The following is a 17,235-nucleotide window of genomic DNA, read 5'->3' as shown; positions in this document are numbered from 1 at the left end:
AGAACAACCATGACCGAACGTCTTTATTACACCAGCGATGCCACCGAAGGGCGCGCGCGGGTGGTGAGCTGCTTGGCGCAGGCCGATGGCCGCTACGCAATCGAGCTGGACCGGACGCTATTTCATCCGCAGGGCGGCGGGCAGCCGGCGGATCGCGGCTGGATAGCGGAGATCGCCGTTGAAGGGGTGACGGCGTTTGGCGACAGTATTCTGCACCTTGTCCCGCAGCCGCTGGCCCCGGGGGAGGTGACGATCCGGATTGACGCCGACGTGCGGCGAGAGCACGCCCGCCTGCACTCCGCCGGCCACCTGATTGGTCTGGCAGGAGAGCAGTGCGGCTGGCAGCCGACGAAGGCCCACCACTGGCCCGGTGAGGGGCGGATTACCTTCACTTCAGACGCTAACGCGGCCCTGCCGGAGGCCGGCGCGCTGCAGGCAAAAGTTGCCGGCTGGCAGGCGGAAAACCTGGCGCGTCATATCTCCGTGAGCGACGGGCTGCGCCGGGTGGGGTTTGGTTCGCTGCCCGCCTATCCCTGCGGCGGAACCCACGTTGCCAGGCTCGCTGAGCTGGGGGAGGTGGTGATAACTCAGGTGAAAATGAAAAAGGGCCAACTGATCGTGAGCTACACGCTGGCGTGAAGGCGCGTTAGCTGTGATATGGGCTACAAAGTGGCGTGCTGGTCCAGCCGGCGCTGACCACCATATCGGTGGCGGCGAAAGAGATCGGCCGTAAAGCGGGGGAGCTGCTGTATAGCCGTATTCAGGGTAATGATGAGCCGCCGAAACGGATTATCCTGCCGCCGGCGCTGGTCATCCGTGAATCATGCGGATTTCGCCAGGAAGAGTCAGCGATATCAGGCCGTTAGCGGCGCATTTCGTGCGCTATCTGCCGGCGAAGCGGCGCTTTCGCGCAATGATATCTCTCCTTTACACGATGACAAGCATATAGTTTTTACTGATATCGACCGCGGTTTGTCATAAATTTCTAATTATCGGCGTTTTTGAGTAGCGGCCCGTCGATGGGCTGGTTACTCTGAAAACAATTTACGTAAAGTTAACAAAAGAGAATAGCTATGCATGATGCACAAATCCGCGTGGCCATCGCCGGCGCGGGCGGCCGGATGGGACGCCAGTTAATCCAGGCGGTACAGCAGATGGACGGCGTGGCGCTTGGCGCGGCGCTGGAGCGCGATGGCTCCTCCCTGATCGGCAGCGACGCCGGCGAACTGGCGGGCGCAGGTAACATGGGCGTCACGGTGCAAAGCAGTCTGACGGCGGTGAAAGATAATTTTGACGTGCTGATCGATTTCACCCGCCCGGAAGGGACGCTGAACCATCTCGCGTTCTGCCGCGAGCACGGGAAAGGGATGGTGATCGGCACCACCGGCTTTGACGATGCGGGAAAAGAGGCCATTCGCGACGCGGCGCAGGAGATTGCAATCGTCTTCGCGGCCAATTTCAGCGTCGGTGTCAACGTCCTGCTCAAGCTGCTGGAAAAGGCGGCGAAGGTGATGGGCGACTACACTGATATTGAAATTATTGAAGCGCACCATCGGCATAAAGTGGATGCCCCGTCGGGCACCGCCCTGGCGATGGGCGAGGCGATTGCCGGCGCGCTGAACAAAGATCTGAAAGATTGCGCGGTCTACAGCCGAGAAGGCTATACCGGCGAACGCGTGCCGGGGACGATCGGCTTTGCCACGGTGCGCGCGGGGGATATCGTCGGCGAACATACGGCGATGTTCGCCGATATTGGCGAGCGTATTGAGATCAGTCATAAAGCGTCAAGCCGGATGACCTTTGCCAACGGCGCGGTTCGCTCGGCATTATGGCTGAAAGGCAAGAAAAGTGGACTTTTCGATATGCGTGATGTCCTGGAACTGAACGCTTTATAAGGTTTATTACCCATCGTGATGTGGTTGTGGAATTCAATAAGTGATTGATTGCAGAGGGCAATGCTTTATTGCCCTTTTTATTTTTATCGTATTTTCATTTCATATTCATTAAGATTGCTATAATCTTCTCTTATCCTGTCTCATTCTGTTATTTTTATGTAAATTTTGACCATCCGGTCTACTTTTTTGCACTCATGAGTCATTCTTTACAGTCCAGGCGCTGCGCAAGCGTTTTCTAAGGCTAGTTTGTTGATCTTTTTAGCGGCTAAGGCGGAGCTAATGGATAAGTTGCGTAAAATGATATTAAAAATATGCGCTTTAAGTTGACTTTTCCCCGACATCTCTCCAGAATGCCGCCGTTTGCCAGAAATCCATAGGTAAGCAAATTTGCATTGATTCATGCTACGTGGATGCATTAATATGCAAATAAAGTGAGTGAATATTCTCTGGAGGGTGTTTTGATTAAGTCAGCGCTATTGGTTCTGGAAGACGGAACCCAGTTTCACGGTCGGGCCATCGGGGCAACGGGCACGGCGGTTGGGGAAGTCGTTTTCAATACTTCAATGACCGGTTATCAAGAAATCCTCACTGATCCTTCCTATTCTCGCCAAATCGTCACTCTTACTTATCCCCATATCGGTAACGTCGGCACCAACGCCGCCGATGAAGAGTCTTCTCAGGTACATGCTCAGGGTCTGGTTATTCGCGACCTGCCGCTGATTGCCAGCAACTTCCGCAATACCGAAGATCTCTCTTCTTACCTCAAGCGCCATAACATCGTGGCAATTGCCGATATCGATACCCGTAAGCTGACTCGCCTGCTGCGTGAAAAAGGCGCGCAGAACGGCTGCATCATCGTTGGCGATAACCTCGACGCGCAGCTGGCGCTGGAAAAAGCGAAAGCGTTCCCGGGGCTGAATGGCATGGACCTGGCAAAAGAAGTCACGACTTCAGAGACCTACAGCTGGACGCAGGGCAGTTGGACTCTGGCGGGCGACCTGCCGGAAGCGAAGGCGGAAAGCGAGCTGCCGTTCCACGTGGTGGCCTATGATTTCGGCGCGAAGCGCAACATCCTGCGCATGCTGGTGGACCGCGGCTGCCGCCTGACGGTGGTGCCGGCAAAAACCCCCGCCGAAGAGGTGCTGAAGATGAATCCGGACGGCATCTTCCTCTCTAACGGCCCGGGCGACCCGGCGCCGTGCGACTATGCGATTGAGGCCATTGAGAAATTCCTCACCACCGATATTCCGGTATTCGGCATCTGCCTCGGCCATCAGCTGCTGGCGCTGGCGAGCGGAGCGAAGACCGTGAAGATGAAGTTCGGCCACCACGGCGGCAACCACCCGGTTAAAGATATTGATAATAACGTGGTGATGATTACCGCGCAGAACCACGGTTTTGCGGTAGACGAAGCCTCCATGCCGGCTAACCTGCGGGTGACCCACAAGTCCCTGTTCGACGGCACGCTGCAGGGCATTCACCGCACCGATAAGCCGGCTTTCAGCTTCCAGGGGCACCCGGAAGCGAGCCCAGGCCCGCACGATGCCGCGCCGTTGTTCGACCATTTCATCGAGTTAATTGAGCAGTACCGCCAGTCCGCGAAATAATCAGGAGAAAAAAGCCATGCCAAAACGTACAGACATAAAAAGCATCCTGATTCTTGGCGCTGGCCCGATCGTTATCGGCCAGGCTTGTGAATTTGACTACTCTGGAGCTCAGGCCTGTAAAGCCCTGCGCGAAGAGGGTTACCGCGTCATTCTGGTGAACTCGAACCCGGCCACCATCATGACAGACCCGGAAATGGCCGATGCGACCTATATTGAGCCGATCCACTGGGAAGTGGTACGCAAAATCATCGAAAAAGAGCGTCCGGACGCAGTACTGCCGACCATGGGCGGCCAGACCGCGCTGAACTGCGCGCTGGAGCTGGAACGTCAGGGCGTGCTGGAAGAGTTTGGCGTCACCATGATTGGCGCCACCGCCGACGCGATTGATAAAGCGGAAGACCGCCGTCGCTTCGACGTGGCGATGAAGAAAATCGGCCTCGACACCGCCCGTTCCGGTATCGCGCACACCATGGAAGAAGCGCTGGCGGTTGCCGCTGACGTCGGCTATCCGTGCATCATCCGTCCCTCCTTTACCATGGGCGGCACCGGCGGCGGTATCGCCTATAACCGCGAAGAGTTTGAAGAAATTTGTACCCGCGGCCTGGATCTCTCTCCGACCAACGAACTGCTGATCGATGAATCGCTGATCGGCTGGAAAGAGTACGAGATGGAAGTGGTGCGCGATAAGAACGACAACTGCATCATCGTCTGCTCCATCGAAAACTTCGATGCCATGGGCATCCATACCGGCGACTCCATCACCGTGGCTCCGGCGCAAACCCTGACCGATAAAGAGTACCAGGTGATGCGTAACGCCTCGATGGCGGTGCTGCGCGAAATCGGCGTCGAAACCGGCGGTTCCAACGTTCAGTTCTCGGTGAACCCGAAAGACGGTCGCCTGATTGTTATCGAAATGAACCCGCGCGTATCGCGCTCGTCGGCGCTGGCCTCGAAGGCGACCGGCTTCCCGATTGCCAAAGTGGCGGCGAAGCTGGCGGTGGGCTACACCCTTGACGAGTTGATGAACGACATTACCGGCGGCCGTACCCCGGCCTCGTTCGAGCCCTCTATCGACTACGTTGTCACCAAGATCCCGCGCTTCAACTTCGAGAAGTTCGTCGGCGCCAACGACCGCCTGACCACGCAGATGAAATCGGTCGGCGAAGTGATGGCGATTGGCCGCACCCAGCAGGAGTCCTTGCAGAAAGCGCTGCGCGGCCTGGAAGTGGGCGCCACCGGCTTTGACCCGAAAGTGAGCCTCGACGATCCGGAAGCGCTGACCAAAATTCGCCGCGAGCTGAAAGACGCGGGCGCCGAGCGTATCTGGTACATCGCCGACGCCTTCCGCGCCGGCCTGTCCGTTGACGGCGTCTTCAACCTGACCAACATCGACCGCTGGTTCCTGGTGCAGATTGAAGAGCTGGTGCGCCTGGAAGATAAAGTGGTAGAGACCGGCATCAACGGCCTTGACGCTGACTTCCTGCGGACGCTGAAGCGTAAAGGCTTTGCCGACGCGCGCCTGGCTAAGCTGGCGGGCGTTCGCGAAGCGGAGATCCGCAAGCTGCGCGACCAGTACAACCTGCACCCGGTCTACAAGCGTGTGGATACCTGCGCGGCGGAGTTCGCCACCGACACCGCCTATATGTACTCCACCTATGAAGACGAGTGTGAAGCGAACCCGTCGGTTGACCGCGATAAAATTATGGTCCTTGGCGGCGGCCCGAACCGTATCGGCCAGGGTATCGAATTCGACTACTGCTGCGTGCACGCCTCGCTGGCTCTGCGCGAAGATGGTTACGAAACCATTATGGTTAACTGTAACCCGGAAACCGTCTCCACCGACTACGACACCTCCGACCGCCTGTACTTTGAGCCGGTCACCCTCGAAGACGTGCTGGAAATCGTGCGAATCGAGAAGCCGAAGGGCGTGATCGTCCAGTACGGCGGCCAGACTCCGCTAAAGCTGGCGCGCGCGCTGGAATCGGCCGGCGTGCCGGTTATCGGCACCAGCCCGGACGCGATTGACCGCGCGGAAGACCGCGAGCGTTTCCAGCAGGCGGTTGACCGTCTGAAGCTGAAACAGCCGGCGAACGCCACCGTGACGGCTATCGAGCAGGCGGTCGAGAAAGCGAAAGAGATTGGCTACCCGCTGGTGGTACGTCCGTCCTACGTTCTCGGCGGCCGGGCGATGGAAATCGTCTATGACGAAGCCGACCTGCGCCGCTACTTCCAGACCGCGGTAAGCGTCTCTAACGACGCGCCGGTGCTGCTGGACCGCTTCCTTGACGATGCGGTAGAAGTCGACGTTGACGCCATCTGCGACGGCGAAATGGTGCTGATTGGCGGCATTATGGAGCACATCGAGCAGGCCGGCGTTCACTCCGGCGACTCCGCGTGCTCTCTGCCGGCCTACACCCTGAGCCAGGAGATCCAGAACGTGATGCGCGAGCAGGTGCAGAAGCTGGCCTTCGAACTGCAGGTGCGCGGCCTGATGAACGTCCAGTTCGCGGTCAAAAACAACGAAGTGTATCTAATTGAAGTCAACCCGCGTGCCGCGCGTACCGTACCCTTTGTCTCCAAAGCCACCGGCGTTCCGCTGGCGAAAGTGGCGGCACGCGTGATGGCTGGCCAGACGCTGGCGCAGCAGGGCGTCACCAAAGAGATTATCCCGCCGTACTACTCGGTGAAAGAGGTGGTGCTGCCGTTCAACAAGTTCCCGGGCGTCGACCCGCTGTTAGGGCCGGAAATGCGCTCTACCGGGGAAGTGATGGGCGTTGGCCGCACTTTCGCGGAAGCCTTCGCCAAGGCGCAGCTGGGCAGTAACTCGACGATGAAAAAACAGGGCCGCGCGCTGCTCTCCGTGCGCGAAGGCGACAAAGAGCGCGTGGTGGACCTCGCGGCGAAGCTGCTGAAGTTCGGCTTCGAGCTGGATGCCACCCACGGGACCGCGATTGTCCTCGGCGAAGCCGGGATCAACCCGCGTCTGGTGAACAAGGTGCATGAAGGTCGTCCGCACATTCAGGACCGCATCAAGAATGGCGAATACACCTACATCATCAACACCACCGAAGGCCGCCAGGCGATTGAAGACTCCAAGCTGATTCGCCGCAGCGCCCTGCAGTACAAGGTGCACTACGACACCACCCTGAACGGCGGCTTCGCCACGGCGATGGCGCTGAACGCCAACGCCGTTGAGAAGGTAACCTCGGTTCAGGAAATGCACGCGCAAATCAAAAAATAAGCCGTTCCGGCGCTGCCGGCTGCGCAACAAAACGGGCTGACGTTATCGTCGACCCGTTTTTTTATATTGGTCATCTTCGGAGAGTTCTGCTTTTAACTGCCTCCCTGCTCGGGCTAACTATAATTAGCACGATAAGCATATTCATTGACGGAAAAACAGGAGGATACAATGCGGAACAAAATTCTGGTGGCATCCGCACTGGCAGCGACGGCAGCGTTATTTGTGGCGGGGTGCTCGTCAAATCAGTCGCTGAAAACCACCGATGGCAGGACCATCGTGACCGACGGCAAACCGCAGGTGGATAGCGATACCGGCATGGTCTCTTACAAAAATGCCGCAACCGGCCGCACCGAGCAGATCAATCGCGATCAGGTGAAATCGATGGACGAGCTGGATAACTAAGCGTTATCCATGGCCCCGCGAGGGTGAGTGCGGGGCCGGTTATCGCTACCGGATTTAAAGCAGGGCGTGGTCTATTTTGACGATAATTTTACGCAGCGGCGCGCCGGCATCCAGGGCGCCCATTGGCCGGTGAAGCTCGCCGGGAAACAGAATCGCCAGCTCCTCAGGATGTAAGTGAATCAGCGTTTCGCTGCTAATTTCGCTGCAAAAGCCAATATCGTGAGCCTCTTTAAACGGCCCGTCCGGGGTGATGGTCAGCCCTTTATTTCCCGCCCCAATAATCTCCGTCCCCGCCAGCACGATATGAATATCGATGTACTGACGATGGTACTCCGGGCGCTGCTCCGCCAGCGGGCGCGTCTGGCCTTCGACGACGGTGAAAAACAGGTTGTCGCCGTCGACCGTATATTTCCCCGGCGGCAGGGAGTGCGGATCCTGCTGAGCGACGGCCTGCAGCGCCCGGCGAATCACCGACGGATAGAACGTATTTTTTGCCGCGGCGGTTAAGGTATCAATAATCATGCCGGCATTCCCTGTAGTGATTGATGCTCTAGTAAATGTAATGACTGCGCCACGATGCTGGCGACGTCGGGGGCAATATCAACGGCTACAATATCGCCTTCGCTGGCGTCCGGCGCCTCCAGGGCGGCAAACTGGCTGCGCAGCAGCGCCTCCGGCATAAAATGCCCCTTACGCTGCTGCATCCGCTGCAGAATGCATTCGTACTCGCCGGTCAGCCACAGAAAGCGCAGATTGCCGCTGCCCTCGCGCAGCCGATCGCGGTAGCGCCGCTTCAGCGCCGAGCACACCAGCACGCCCGATTCATTCTTCTGCTCAAGGCTAAAAATCACGTCCGCGATCCGCTCCAGCCACGGCCCGCGGTCTTCGTCATTGAGCGGCTGGCTGGCGGCCATTTTAACGATGTTCTGCCGCGGGTGGAGATCGTCGCCATCGATAAATTTCGCGCCGAGCGCCCGGGCTAACGCCTGGCCGACGGTGGTCTTGCCGGTGCCTGAGACACCCATCAAAATAATGCATTGCCCTGCCATAATGCGCTCCTTAATTACACCGCAACCAGCATGCCGCCGTCGACGAACAGCAGGTGGCCGTTGACGAAATCCGAGGCTTTAGACGACAGGAACACCGCGGCGCCAACCAGCTCCTGCGGATCGCCCCAGCGGGCGGCCGGCGTGCGCTTGCACAGCCAGTCGGTAAAGGCTTTATCATCAACCAGCGCCTGGGTCATGGCGGTTTTAAAGTAGCCCGGCGCGATGCCGTTGACCTGGACGTTATAGCGCGCCAGCTCGACGCACATGCCGCGGGTCAGCATTTTTACCGCGCCTTTGGCGGCGGCGTACGGCGTAATGGTGTCGCGGCCAAGCTCGCTCTGCATTGAACAGATATTGACGATTTTTCCGCCCCGGCGTGCGACCATGCGCTTCGCCACCGCCTGGGAGACGAGAAATACCGCGGTTTGGTTCACGGAAATAACATCGTTCCACTCCTGCAGCGGAAATTCGGTAAACGGATGGCGGCGCTGAATGCCCGCATTATTAAATAATACGTCGATAGCGCCAATTTCTTCTTCGATTTTACTAATTGCCTGCTCGACGGAATCCGCATCGGTAACATTAAATACCGCCGCGTGGGCGATGGCGCCTTCGTCACGTAATTTCATGACCGCATCATCCGCACGGGGCGCAGAAATATCGTTGATAATAATTTCTGCGCCATATTGTGCAAGACCCTGGGCCATGACAAAACCAATACCTTGTCCTGCGCCAGTAATTAAAATGCGTTTACCCTGTAAGCTGAAAAGATCTTTCATCTTGATATCCTGATTAACGGCTGAATATAAATGACGGTGTGCGCTTTTATTCCTGATTCACGAAAAGGCGAAGCGAAGAACCTGTGCTCTATCTCACGGATTTTCGCCGGGTAAAACCGTGATGGAGATCACTCAAAACGGTGTTACGAAAAGGGGTTACATTAAACGTGAAGCCGGGCGTAAATTACCGTTACTCAAGGGGTTAACGATAGTGAGGTGCGATTCTCTTTTTGTTCAGCGGCAGGCATAATGGCCTGATGCAGTGGACGTATTTGACGGGCAGGTAGATGAAAGCACAACGCATAACGCTCAATGATATTGCGGCGCTGGCCGGCGTAACCAAAATGACCGTCAGCCGCTATTTACGCACCCCGGATAAAGTCAAACCGGAGACGGCGGAGCGCATCGCCGGCGTGATCGCGGAAATTGGCTATGAGCCCGATCCCGATAATCCGGCGATGATCGGCGCCGTCGTACCGCGCATCGGCGTGCTGATCCCCTCCTTTCATAACCAAATTTTTGCCGACCTGCTGGCCGGTATCGAATCGGTTACCGCTGCCCACGGCTACCAGACGCTGGTGGTGAACTATGATTATGACCGCCAGCGCGAAGAGGAGCAGATTGCCGCCGTGCTGGCCTTTAACGTCAAAGGCCTGCTGCTGACCGAATCTGTTCACACCCTGCGGGCCGATAAGTACCTCAATGCGGCGAAAATCCCCGTCGCGGAAGTTATGGGGCTGGCGGAGAACCCGGGGCGAATCAACGTGGGCTTTGACAACTTCAAGGCCGGGTTCGATATGACCAATATGCTGCTGGCCAGCGGTAAACGGCAGATCGTCTATTTTGGCGCGATGTCCGACGTGCGCGACGAGCAGCGCTACGCCGGCTACTGCCAGGCGATGGAAAATGCCGGGCTGGCGGTGGGGCGTATCGCGCCGAATAAGGTGTCGTCGGTTTCGATCGGTACCGGCATGATGACCCTGGCGCGCCAGATGTACGCCCGCATGGACGGCATTCTGTGCACCAATGACGATCTGGCGGTTGGCGTGTTACAGGAGTGCCTGGCATCGGGTATCAATGTGCCTGAAGAGCTGGCGATAGCCGGTTTTCATGGCCTGGAGATCGGTCAGATTGTCTCCCCACGCCTGGCAAGCGTGCTGACGCCGCGCTTCGAAATGGGCAAGGTCGCAACGGAGATATTAATTAAAAAAATCAAAGGACTGCCCACCATTGAAAAGGTCGATCTGCACTATCGCCTGTCGATGGGGGAGACCATCTAGCGCCCCCGGTGCGGTGATAGCGCGGTGTTAGCAGAACGTTAACGTACGATCCGCTCGAGGCCCGCTATCCGCGGGTTTTGTCTTAGCGATCACGCAGGGCGTAACAGCTATTTTTAACACGATTCAGCGTGATGCAGATCGCAAAACGCTGCGCCAAAAACCCGTTTGATAGTGGCTACAGTCGTTACGAAACTTCAAACAGGTGATCCGATGAATAGTGCTATTACCCGAGCCGTCCTTTTAGTGGCCCCCGTTATTGAGACCTTACAGGAGCAGCTGGCCGCTGAATTCCCGCTGCTGCGCCTGTACGAGCAGGACGATCCGATCGCCTTTTTGCGCGAACAGGGGGAGAACGTGGCGGCCGTCGTCACCCGCGGGGACGTCGGCGTGCAGAACGCCGTGCTGGAGCTGCTGCCGCACGCAGGCCTGATCGCTATCTTCGGCGTCGGCACCGACGCGGTGGATTTAGCGTATGCTCGCTCCCGGCAGATCGCCGTCTCCATTACCTCCGGCGTGCTGACCAACGATGTCGCCGACCTGGCGATGGGGCTGCTGCTGGCCGGCTCGCGTCAGCTGGTTCAGGGCGACCGCTTTGTGCGCGAAGGGCGCTGGCTGAACGGCGGCCTGCCGCTGGCGACCCAGGTCAGCGGCAAGCGCATCGGCATTCTGGGGATGGGCAATATCGGCCAGGCCATCGCCCGCCGCGCCCGCGGTTTTGATATGCAGGTGCTCTATTCCGACCGTAAGCCGGTGGCCGAACCCGATTATCAGCGCTGCGCCGATCTGCATACCCTGGCCCATGAAAGCGATTTTTTGGTGATTGCCGCCTCGGGCGGTGAAGCCAACCGTGGGATTATCGATGCCTCCGTCTTTAACGTGATGCCGAAACGGGCGTGGCTTATCAACATCGCCCGCGGGTCGCTGGTCGACGAAAAGGCGCTGATTCAGGCGTTACAGGATGGTGTTATCGCCGGGGCCGCTCTTGACGTCTTTGAAGACGAACCGTGGGTTCCCGCCGAGCTGATTGCGCTCGATAATGTGGTCCTGCAGCCGCACGTGGCCAGCGCAACCCATGAAACCCGGCAGAAAATGAGCGATGTGGTGTTTGCTAACGTTGCCGCCTATTTTGCCGGCAAGCCGCTGCCCAACGCGATTAATTAATTACCGCTCTTATTTCTGTACCCGACTTTAATTTAATGACAACAATAACCTCTGCATAGAGAGTGCGAAATATGAATGATAAAATTCCCGGCACCCGCTGGCTGCGTATTATTACGCCGGTGCTGATCGCCTGTATTATTTCGTTTATGGATCGGGTTAATATTAGTTTTGCTCTGCCCGGCGGCATGGAAGAGGATTTAGGTATTACCAGCCAGATGGCCGGCGTTGCCAGCGGTATATTTTTTATCGGCTATTTATTTCTGCAAATACCCGGCGGGCGAATTGCGGTTAACGGCAGTGGAAAACGTTTTATTGCCTGGTCGCTGGTGGCCTGGGCGATAGTATCGGTGGCCACCGGCTTTGTGACCCACGAATATCAGCTGCTGGTGCTGCGCTTTATTCTCGGCGTTTCCGAAGGCGGAATGCTGCCGGTGGTCCTGACGATGGTCAGCAACTGGTTCCCGGAAAAAGAGCTGGGCCGGGCCAACGCCTTTGTCATGATGTTTGCCCCGCTGGGCGGCATGCTGACCGCCCCGGTTTCCGGCGCCATTATTGCCGCGCTCGACTGGCGCTGGCTGTTTATTATCGAAGGGCTGCTGTCGCTGGTAGTGCTGGCGGTGTGGTGGTTCATGATTAGCGACCGCCCGGAAGAGGCCCGCTGGCTGCCGGAGAAGGAGCGCGACTATCTGGTCACCACCCTCGCCGCCGAGCGGGCGGCAAAGCTGGCGGAAGATGCGGTGAGCAACGCGCCGGTAAAAGACGTGTTCCGCAATTCCGGATTGATGAAGCTGGTGATCCTCAACTTCTTCTACCAGACCGGCGATTACGGCTACACCCTGTGGCTGCCGACCATTCTTAAAGGGCTGACCGGCGGCAATATGGCCAGCGTTGGCCTGCTGGCGGTGCTGCCGTTCGTCGCGACCCTCGCCGGGATCTATGTGATTTCACTATTTAGCGATCGCAGCGGCAAGCGTCGGCTGTGGGTTCGCTTCTCGCTGTACAGCTTCGCCGCGGCGCTGGTGGCGTCGGTGGTGCTGCGCGAACACGTGGTGGCGGCCTATATTGCGCTGGTGATTTGCGGCTTCTTCCTGAAATCGGCCACCAGTCCGTTTTGGTCGATGCCGGGACGGATTGCCTCAGCGGAAGTGGCCGGCAGCGCGCGCGGGGTGATTAACGGCCTCGGCAACCTCGGCGGCTTCTGCGGCCCTTATCTGGTGGGCGTGATGATCTATTTCTACGGGCAAAACGTGGCGGTCTGCGCGCTTGCCGGATCGTTGATCATTGCCGGAACCATGACCTTCCTGCTGCCGAAACGCTGCGACCTTGCGGTCAGCGAGCCCGAGGTCAGCGTCAGCAAGCAGCCGCGCAACGCGTAGGCTAAGGCGGCATAAATCACAGTTATCATTGTAAGCGTTTCGATTAACTGACTACACTCTTGCTGATTACAACAAGAGTTAACGCAGGCTAATCAATGATTCTGATAATTTATGCCCATCCCTATCCGCATCACTCGCATGCGAATAAGCGGATGCTTGAGCAGGCAGGGACGCTGGACGGCGTAGAGATACGCTCCCTTTATCAACTTTACCCCGATTTTAATATCGATGTCGCCGCCGAACAGGCGGCGCTGGCCCGCGCGGATCTGGTTATCTGGCAGCATCCCTTACAGTGGTACAGCGTCCCGCCGCTGCTAAAGCTGTGGATGGACAAGGTGCTTTCGCACGGCTGGGCCTACGGCCATAACGGCATCGCGCTGCGCGGCAAATCGCTGCTATGGGCGGTTACCACCGGCGGCGGCGAAAGCCACTTCGATATTGGCTCCTTCCCCGGTTTTGAGGTGCTGGCCCAGCCGCTGCAGGCCACCGGACTGTACTGCGGGATGACGTGGCTGCCGCCGTTTGCGATGCACTGCACTTTTATCTGCGATGATGAAACCCTCCAGGCGCAGGCGCGCCGCTATCGACAACGCTTAATCGAATGGCAGGAGGCGCACAATGGATAGCCATACACTGATACAGGCGCTGATCTATCTCGGATCCGCCGCGCTGATCGTTCCGATTGCCGTCCGCCTTGGCCTCGGCTCGGTGCTGGGCTATCTGATCGCCGGCTGTATTATCGGTCCGTGGGGGCTGAAGCTGGTGACCGACGCCGGGACGATCCTCCACTTCGCCGAAATCGGCGTGGTGCTGATGCTGTTCGTGATCGGCCTTGAGCTCGACCCGCAGCGCCTGTGGAAGCTGCGGGCCTCGGTATTTGGCGGCGGGGCGCTGCAGATGGCGGCCTGCGGGGCGCTGATTGGCCTGTTCTGCATGCTGCTGGGCATGCGCTGGCAGGTGGCGGAGCTGATCGGCATGACGCTGGCGCTATCGTCTACAGCGATCGCGATGCAGGCCATGAATGAACGCAACCTGACGGTGTCGCAAATGGGGCGTAGCGCCTTTGCGGTGCTGCTGTTTCAGGATATCGCGGCCATCCCGCTGGTGGCGATGATCCCGCTGCTGGCCAGCAGCGGCGGCTCCACCACGCTGTGGGCGTTCGCCCTGTCGGCGCTAAAAGTGGCGGGCGCGCTGGCGCTGGTGGTAGTGCTCGGTCGCTACCTGACCCGGCCGGTGCTGCGCTTCGTTGCCCGCTCCGGCCTGCGGGAGGTGTTCAGCGCCGTGGCCCTGTTCCTGGTCTTTGGCTTTGGGCTGCTGCTGGAGGAGGTCGGGCTGTCGATGGCGATGGGCGCCTTCCTCGCCGGGGTGCTGCTGGCCAGCTCCGAGTACCGCCACGCGCTGGAAAGCGATATTGAACCGTTCAAGGGCCTGCTGCTGGGGCTGTTCTTTATCGGCGTCGGGATGTCGGTGGATTTTGGCACCCTGGTGAGCCATCCCCTGCGCATTTTGATTCTGCTGGCCGGGTTCCTGGCTATCAAAGCCCTCATGCTGTGGCTGATTGCGAAACCTCTCGGCGTGCCGCGCGCCCAGCGCCGCTGGTTTGCGGTGCTGCTGGGGCAGGGGAGCGAGTTTGCTTTTGTGGTATTCGGCGCCGCGCAGATGGCCGAGGTGCTGGATAGTGAATGGGCGAAGGCGCTGACCCTGACGGTGGCGCTGTCGATGGCGGCGACGCCGATTCTGCTGGTGCTGCTGACCCGGCTGGAGAAATCCTCCTCCGGCCAGGAGCGCGAGGCCGATGAGATTGATGAGGAGCAGCCGCGGGTGATTGTCGCCGGCTTTGGCCGCTACGGGCAGATCGTCGGCCGCGTGCTGCTCTCCGGCGGCGTGAAGATGGTTATCCTCGACCACGATCCTGACCACGTTGAGACGCTGCGTAAATTTGATATGAAGGTGTTCTACGGCGACGCGACGCGGGACGATCTGCTGGAGTCGGCGGGGGCGGGAAAAGCGGAAGTGCTGATCAACGCTATCGACGATCCGCAGACCAGCCTGCAGCTGGTTGAGCTGGCGAAAGAGCGCTTCCCGCATCTGCAAATTATCTCGCGGGCCCGCGATATCGACCACTATATTCAGCTGCGCCAGGCCGGGGTCGAGGCGCCCGAGCGTGAAACCTTCGAGGCGGCGCTGAAATCCGGGCGCACGGCGCTTGAGGCCCTGGGCCTCGGCGCCTATGAGGCGCGCGAGCGCGCCGATCTGTTCCGCCGCTTCAATATCAAAATGGTGGAAGAGATGGTGGAGATCGCGGGCAACGATCCGGCCTCCCGCGTGGCGGTCTTTAAGCGCACCAGCGATATGCTGACTGGCATCATCAACGAAGATCGCGCCCATCTGTCGCTTGTTCAGCGCCACGGCTGGCAGGGGACGGAAGAGGGCAGGCATACGGGTGATATCGCCGATGAGCCGGAGAATAAGCCTTCAGCTTAAGGCATCGCCTAAGGTATAGCGCATCGTTCTAATCTGGCGGCCCGCGAGGCTGACGTGGGCCTGCCAGCAAATGCGAAAATTTTCGTATTCTTTACTCTCCGTCCAGTCGACGAAGTATTATGCTTTCCGTATAGTGGCGGCAATTTTTTGTATTTGGGAAATATTCAATGATCAGTCTGATTGCGGCGTTAGCGGTGGATCGCGTCATTGGTATGGAAAACGCCATGCCATGGAACCTGCCTGCCGATCTCGCCTGGTTTAAACGTAATACGTTAAACAAGCCGGTAATTATGGGGCGTCTGACCTGGGAATCTATTGGTCGTCCGCTGCCTGGCCGTAAAAATATCGTCATCAGCAGCCAGCCCGGGAGTGACGATCGCGTGCAGTGGGTTAAATCGGTTGATGAAGCCATTGCCGCCTGCGGCGACGTTGAAGAGATGATGGTGATCGGCGGCGGCCGCGTGTACGAGCAGTTCCTGCCGAAAGCCCATAAGCTCTACCTGACGCATATTGATGCTGAAGTGGAAGGCGACACCCACTTCCCGGATTACGATCCGGACCAGTGGGAATCGGTATTCAGCGAATTCCACGACGCCGATGCACAGAACTCACATAGCTACTGCTTCGAAGTTCTCGAACGCCGCTAAGCCACTTCCCGGTAGCGTCGAGCTTCCGGGAACAGGGCTTCCCAGATAACCCGGATAACGCGCAGCTATCCGGGATGTTTCTCAGGAGGCGACCGCCTCACCTTCATGCAGATCCTTCTGCCGGTTTGACGGCTGGGTGAAGTACGCCTTGTCTTCCCAGCGCAGGCAGGTGAGATCTCCCCCCCAGCAGCAGCCGGTATCGAGCGCATAAATGCCCTCAGGCGTCCCGCGCCCCTCCAGCGAAGCCCAGTGGCCAAACGCAATGCTGTACTCGTTCGCCACCGGTCCGGGGATGGTAAACCACGGCTTCAGGGGCGCCGGCGCATCCTCCGGCGCTTCTTTGGCATACATATCCAGCTGTCCGTTCGGGAAGCAGTAGCGCATGCGGGTAAAGGCGTTGGAGATGAAGCGCAGTCGCGCAAGGCCGCTCAGCTCGCTGCTCCAGTTATTGGGCATGTCGCCATACATGGCGTCGAGGAAGAACGGATAGGAGTCGCTGGAGAGCACTGCTTCTACATCGCGCGCGCACTGCTGCGCCGTTGGCAGATCCCACTGCGGCGTGATGCCGGCATGGGCCATCACCAGCTTTTTCTCTTCATCAATCTGCATCAGCGGCTGGCGACGCAGCCAGTTGAGAAGCTCATCGGCATCCGGCGCTTCCAGCAGCGGCTTCAGGCGATCTTTCGGCTTGTTGCGGCTAATGCCGGCGAAGACCGCCAGCAGATGGAGATCGTGATTGCCAAGGACAATACGCACGCTGTCGCCAAGGGATTTTACGTAGCGTAAAACCTCCAGCGAGCCCGGGCCGCGGGCGACTAAATCACCGGTAAGCCATAGCGTATCGCTGCCGGGGGTAAACGCCACCTGCTTTAATAATGCGATCAGTTCATCGTAGCAACCGTGAACGTCGCCAATAAGGTATGTAGACATGGTTTTAGTGAATGAGCGTTGGTACTGCGAGACGGAAAACAGGGATGTCGACGGAGAACGGCGCGCCGTTCACGTCGATCATGGCGTAATGTCCCTGCATGGTGCCCAGCGGCGTTTCGATAACCGCGCCGCTGGTGTATTGAAACTCCCCGCCAGCGGGAATATGCGGCTGCTCGCCGACAACCCCTTCACCCTGCACCTCGGTCTCACGACCGTGACCGTTGGTGATCAGCCAGTAGCGGCCAAGAAGCTGAACCTGACTCCGCCCCAGATTGCGGATGGTGACGGTATAAGCGAAGACGTAACGATCGTTTTCCGGAGAAGATTGCGATTCGATATAGACGCTCTGTACCTGTACACAAACTCGGGGCGAATTGATCATGG

At 58.5% G+C, this 17,235-nt stretch carries 16 protein-coding genes and 1 pseudogene; 12 read left to right on the top strand and 5 right to left on the bottom strand.

Features of this window, described 5'->3' with window-relative positions; all coding sequences use genetic code 11:
• The first annotated feature begins 9 nt into the window (after positions 1–9).
• The 6 genes and pseudogenes from AC1M2H_RS23160 to AC1M2H_RS23135 all read left to right on the top strand — a co-directional run bounded on the left by AC1M2H_RS23160 (position 10) and on the right by AC1M2H_RS23135 (position 7,145).
• Complete coding sequence (locus tag AC1M2H_RS23160) at positions 10–639, top strand: alanyl-tRNA editing protein (RefSeq protein ID WP_480149220.1); 630 nt, start codon at positions 10–12, stop codon at positions 637–639.
• Between the two features lie 35 nt (positions 640–674).
• A pseudogene (locus AC1M2H_RS23155) lies at positions 675–866 on the top strand (substrate-binding domain-containing protein); the annotation flags it as partial.
• Between the two features lie 207 nt (positions 867–1,073).
• Positions 1,074–1,895 carry a 4-hydroxy-tetrahydrodipicolinate reductase gene (gene dapB, locus AC1M2H_RS23150; RefSeq protein ID WP_480149219.1) on the top strand — a complete coding sequence of 274 codons (822 nt, stop codon included), beginning with the start codon at positions 1,074–1,076 and terminating at the stop codon, positions 1,893–1,895.
• A gap of 458 nt (positions 1,896–2,353) precedes the next feature.
• On the top strand, positions 2,354–3,502 hold the full coding sequence (gene carA, locus AC1M2H_RS23145) for a glutamine-hydrolyzing carbamoyl-phosphate synthase small subunit (RefSeq protein WP_480149218.1): 1,149 nt from the start codon (positions 2,354–2,356) through the stop codon (positions 3,500–3,502).
• A gap of 16 nt (positions 3,503–3,518) precedes the next feature.
• The gene (gene carB, locus AC1M2H_RS23140) at positions 3,519–6,743 is read left to right on the top strand and encodes a carbamoyl-phosphate synthase large subunit (RefSeq protein WP_480149217.1); all 3,225 of its coding nucleotides are present in this window, start codon (positions 3,519–3,521) and stop codon (positions 6,741–6,743) included.
• A gap of 168 nt (positions 6,744–6,911) precedes the next feature.
• Positions 6,912–7,145, top strand: a complete 234-nt coding sequence (locus tag AC1M2H_RS23135) for a YgdI/YgdR family lipoprotein (RefSeq protein ID WP_480149216.1) — start codon at positions 6,912–6,914, stop codon at positions 7,143–7,145.
• 54 nt (positions 7,146–7,199) lie between these two features.
• On the opposite strand, the gene AC1M2H_RS23130 is transcribed toward AC1M2H_RS23135, so the two are convergent.
• The 3 genes from AC1M2H_RS23130 to idnO are packed head-to-tail and all read right to left on the bottom strand — an operon-like array spanning position 7,200 to position 8,973.
• On the bottom strand, positions 7,200–7,667 hold the full coding sequence (locus AC1M2H_RS23130) for a NanQ anomerase/TabA/YiaL family protein (protein WP_480149215.1): 468 nt from the start codon (positions 7,665–7,667) through the stop codon (positions 7,200–7,202).
• On the bottom strand, positions 7,664–8,194 hold the full coding sequence (locus AC1M2H_RS23125; protein ID WP_480149214.1) for a gluconokinase: 531 nt from the start codon (positions 8,192–8,194) through the stop codon (positions 7,664–7,666). Before AC1M2H_RS23125 ends, AC1M2H_RS23130 begins: the two co-directional genes overlap by 4 nt.
• Positions 8,195–8,208: 14 nt before the next feature.
• Positions 8,209–8,973: a gluconate 5-dehydrogenase gene (gene idnO / locus AC1M2H_RS23120; RefSeq protein WP_480149213.1), complete on the bottom strand. Its 765-nt coding sequence runs from the start codon at positions 8,971–8,973 to the stop codon at positions 8,209–8,211.
• Between the two features lie 287 nt (positions 8,974–9,260).
• Here idnO and AC1M2H_RS23115 point away from each other — a divergent pair, with 287 nt between their 5' ends.
• The 6 genes from AC1M2H_RS23115 (at position 9,261) to folA (ending at position 15,921) form a co-directional block, all read left to right on the top strand.
• The gene (locus AC1M2H_RS23115) at positions 9,261–10,253 is read left to right on the top strand and encodes a LacI family DNA-binding transcriptional regulator (protein WP_480149212.1); all 993 of its coding nucleotides are present in this window, start codon (positions 9,261–9,263) and stop codon (positions 10,251–10,253) included.
• Positions 10,254–10,463: 210 nt separating this feature from the next.
• Positions 10,464–11,414 carry a 2-hydroxyacid dehydrogenase gene (locus tag AC1M2H_RS23110; protein ID WP_480149210.1) on the top strand — a complete coding sequence of 317 codons (951 nt, stop codon included), beginning with the start codon at positions 10,464–10,466 and terminating at the stop codon, positions 11,412–11,414.
• 71 nt (positions 11,415–11,485) lie between these two features.
• The gene (locus AC1M2H_RS23105; protein ID WP_480149209.1) at positions 11,486–12,790 is read left to right on the top strand and encodes an MFS transporter; all 1,305 of its coding nucleotides are present in this window, start codon (positions 11,486–11,488) and stop codon (positions 12,788–12,790) included.
• Between the two features lie 95 nt (positions 12,791–12,885).
• Complete coding sequence (gene kefF / locus AC1M2H_RS23100) at positions 12,886–13,416, top strand: glutathione-regulated potassium-efflux system oxidoreductase KefF (RefSeq protein WP_480149208.1); 531 nt, start codon at positions 12,886–12,888, stop codon at positions 13,414–13,416.
• Positions 13,409–15,274, top strand: coding sequence for a glutathione-regulated potassium-efflux system protein KefC (gene kefC / locus AC1M2H_RS23095; RefSeq protein WP_480149207.1), 1,866 nt, complete (start codon positions 13,409–13,411; stop codon positions 15,272–15,274). Before kefF ends, kefC begins: the two co-directional genes overlap by 8 nt.
• A gap of 167 nt (positions 15,275–15,441) precedes the next feature.
• On the top strand, positions 15,442–15,921 hold the full coding sequence (gene folA, locus AC1M2H_RS23090; protein ID WP_095103835.1) for a type 3 dihydrofolate reductase: 480 nt from the start codon (positions 15,442–15,444) through the stop codon (positions 15,919–15,921).
• A gap of 81 nt (positions 15,922–16,002) precedes the next feature.
• On the opposite strand, the gene apaH is transcribed toward folA, so the two are convergent.
• The gene (gene apaH, locus AC1M2H_RS23085; protein ID WP_480149206.1) at positions 16,003–16,851 is read right to left on the bottom strand and encodes a bis(5'-nucleosyl)-tetraphosphatase (symmetrical) ApaH; all 849 of its coding nucleotides are present in this window, start codon (positions 16,849–16,851) and stop codon (positions 16,003–16,005) included.
• Between the two features lie 4 nt (positions 16,852–16,855).
• Positions 16,856–17,233 carry a Co2+/Mg2+ efflux protein ApaG gene (apaG, locus tag AC1M2H_RS23080; RefSeq protein ID WP_041144010.1) on the bottom strand — a complete coding sequence of 126 codons (378 nt, stop codon included), beginning with the start codon at positions 17,231–17,233 and terminating at the stop codon, positions 16,856–16,858.
• Positions 17,234–17,235 lie beyond the last annotated feature (2 nt).

The organism is Klebsiella sp. F11 (genome assembly GCF_056712265.1).
This window is presented reverse-complemented; position numbering and strand designations above follow the sequence as displayed.

What these genes read in the sequence shown, in the direction of transcription:
- carB (WP_480149217.1), top strand. Translation starts at nt 3,519, where the DNA reads ATGCCAAAACGTACAGACATAAAAAGCATCCTGATTCTTGGCGCTGGC.
- AC1M2H_RS23125 (WP_480149214.1), bottom strand. Translation starts at nt 8,194, where the DNA reads ATGGCAGGGCAATGCATTATTTTGATGGGTGTCTCAGGCACCGGCAAG.
- kefF (WP_480149208.1), top strand. Translation starts at nt 12,886, where the DNA reads ATGATTCTGATAATTTATGCCCATCCCTATCCGCATCACTCGCATGCG.
- AC1M2H_RS23135 (WP_480149216.1), top strand. Translation starts at nt 6,912, where the DNA reads ATGCGGAACAAAATTCTGGTGGCATCCGCACTGGCAGCGACGGCAGCG.
- AC1M2H_RS23130 (WP_480149215.1), bottom strand. Translation starts at nt 7,667, where the DNA reads ATGATTATTGATACCTTAACCGCCGCGGCAAAAAATACGTTCTATCCG.
- idnO (WP_480149213.1), bottom strand. Translation starts at nt 8,973, where the DNA reads ATGAAAGATCTTTTCAGCTTACAGGGTAAACGCATTTTAATTACTGGC.
- kefC (WP_480149207.1), top strand. Translation starts at nt 13,409, where the DNA reads ATGGATAGCCATACACTGATACAGGCGCTGATCTATCTCGGATCCGCC.
- AC1M2H_RS23115 (WP_480149212.1), top strand. Translation starts at nt 9,261, where the DNA reads ATGAAAGCACAACGCATAACGCTCAATGATATTGCGGCGCTGGCCGGC.
- AC1M2H_RS23105 (WP_480149209.1), top strand. Translation starts at nt 11,486, where the DNA reads ATGAATGATAAAATTCCCGGCACCCGCTGGCTGCGTATTATTACGCCG.
- apaG (WP_041144010.1), bottom strand. Translation starts at nt 17,233, where the DNA reads ATGATCAATTCGCCCCGAGTTTGTGTACAGGTACAGAGCGTCTATATC.
- folA (WP_095103835.1), top strand. Translation starts at nt 15,442, where the DNA reads ATGATCAGTCTGATTGCGGCGTTAGCGGTGGATCGCGTCATTGGTATG.
- AC1M2H_RS23110 (WP_480149210.1), top strand. Translation starts at nt 10,464, where the DNA reads ATGAATAGTGCTATTACCCGAGCCGTCCTTTTAGTGGCCCCCGTTATT.
- AC1M2H_RS23160 (WP_480149220.1), top strand. Translation starts at nt 10, where the DNA reads ATGACCGAACGTCTTTATTACACCAGCGATGCCACCGAAGGGCGCGCG.
- dapB (WP_480149219.1), top strand. Translation starts at nt 1,074, where the DNA reads ATGCATGATGCACAAATCCGCGTGGCCATCGCCGGCGCGGGCGGCCGG.
- apaH (WP_480149206.1), bottom strand. Translation starts at nt 16,851, where the DNA reads ATGTCTACATACCTTATTGGCGACGTTCACGGTTGCTACGATGAACTG.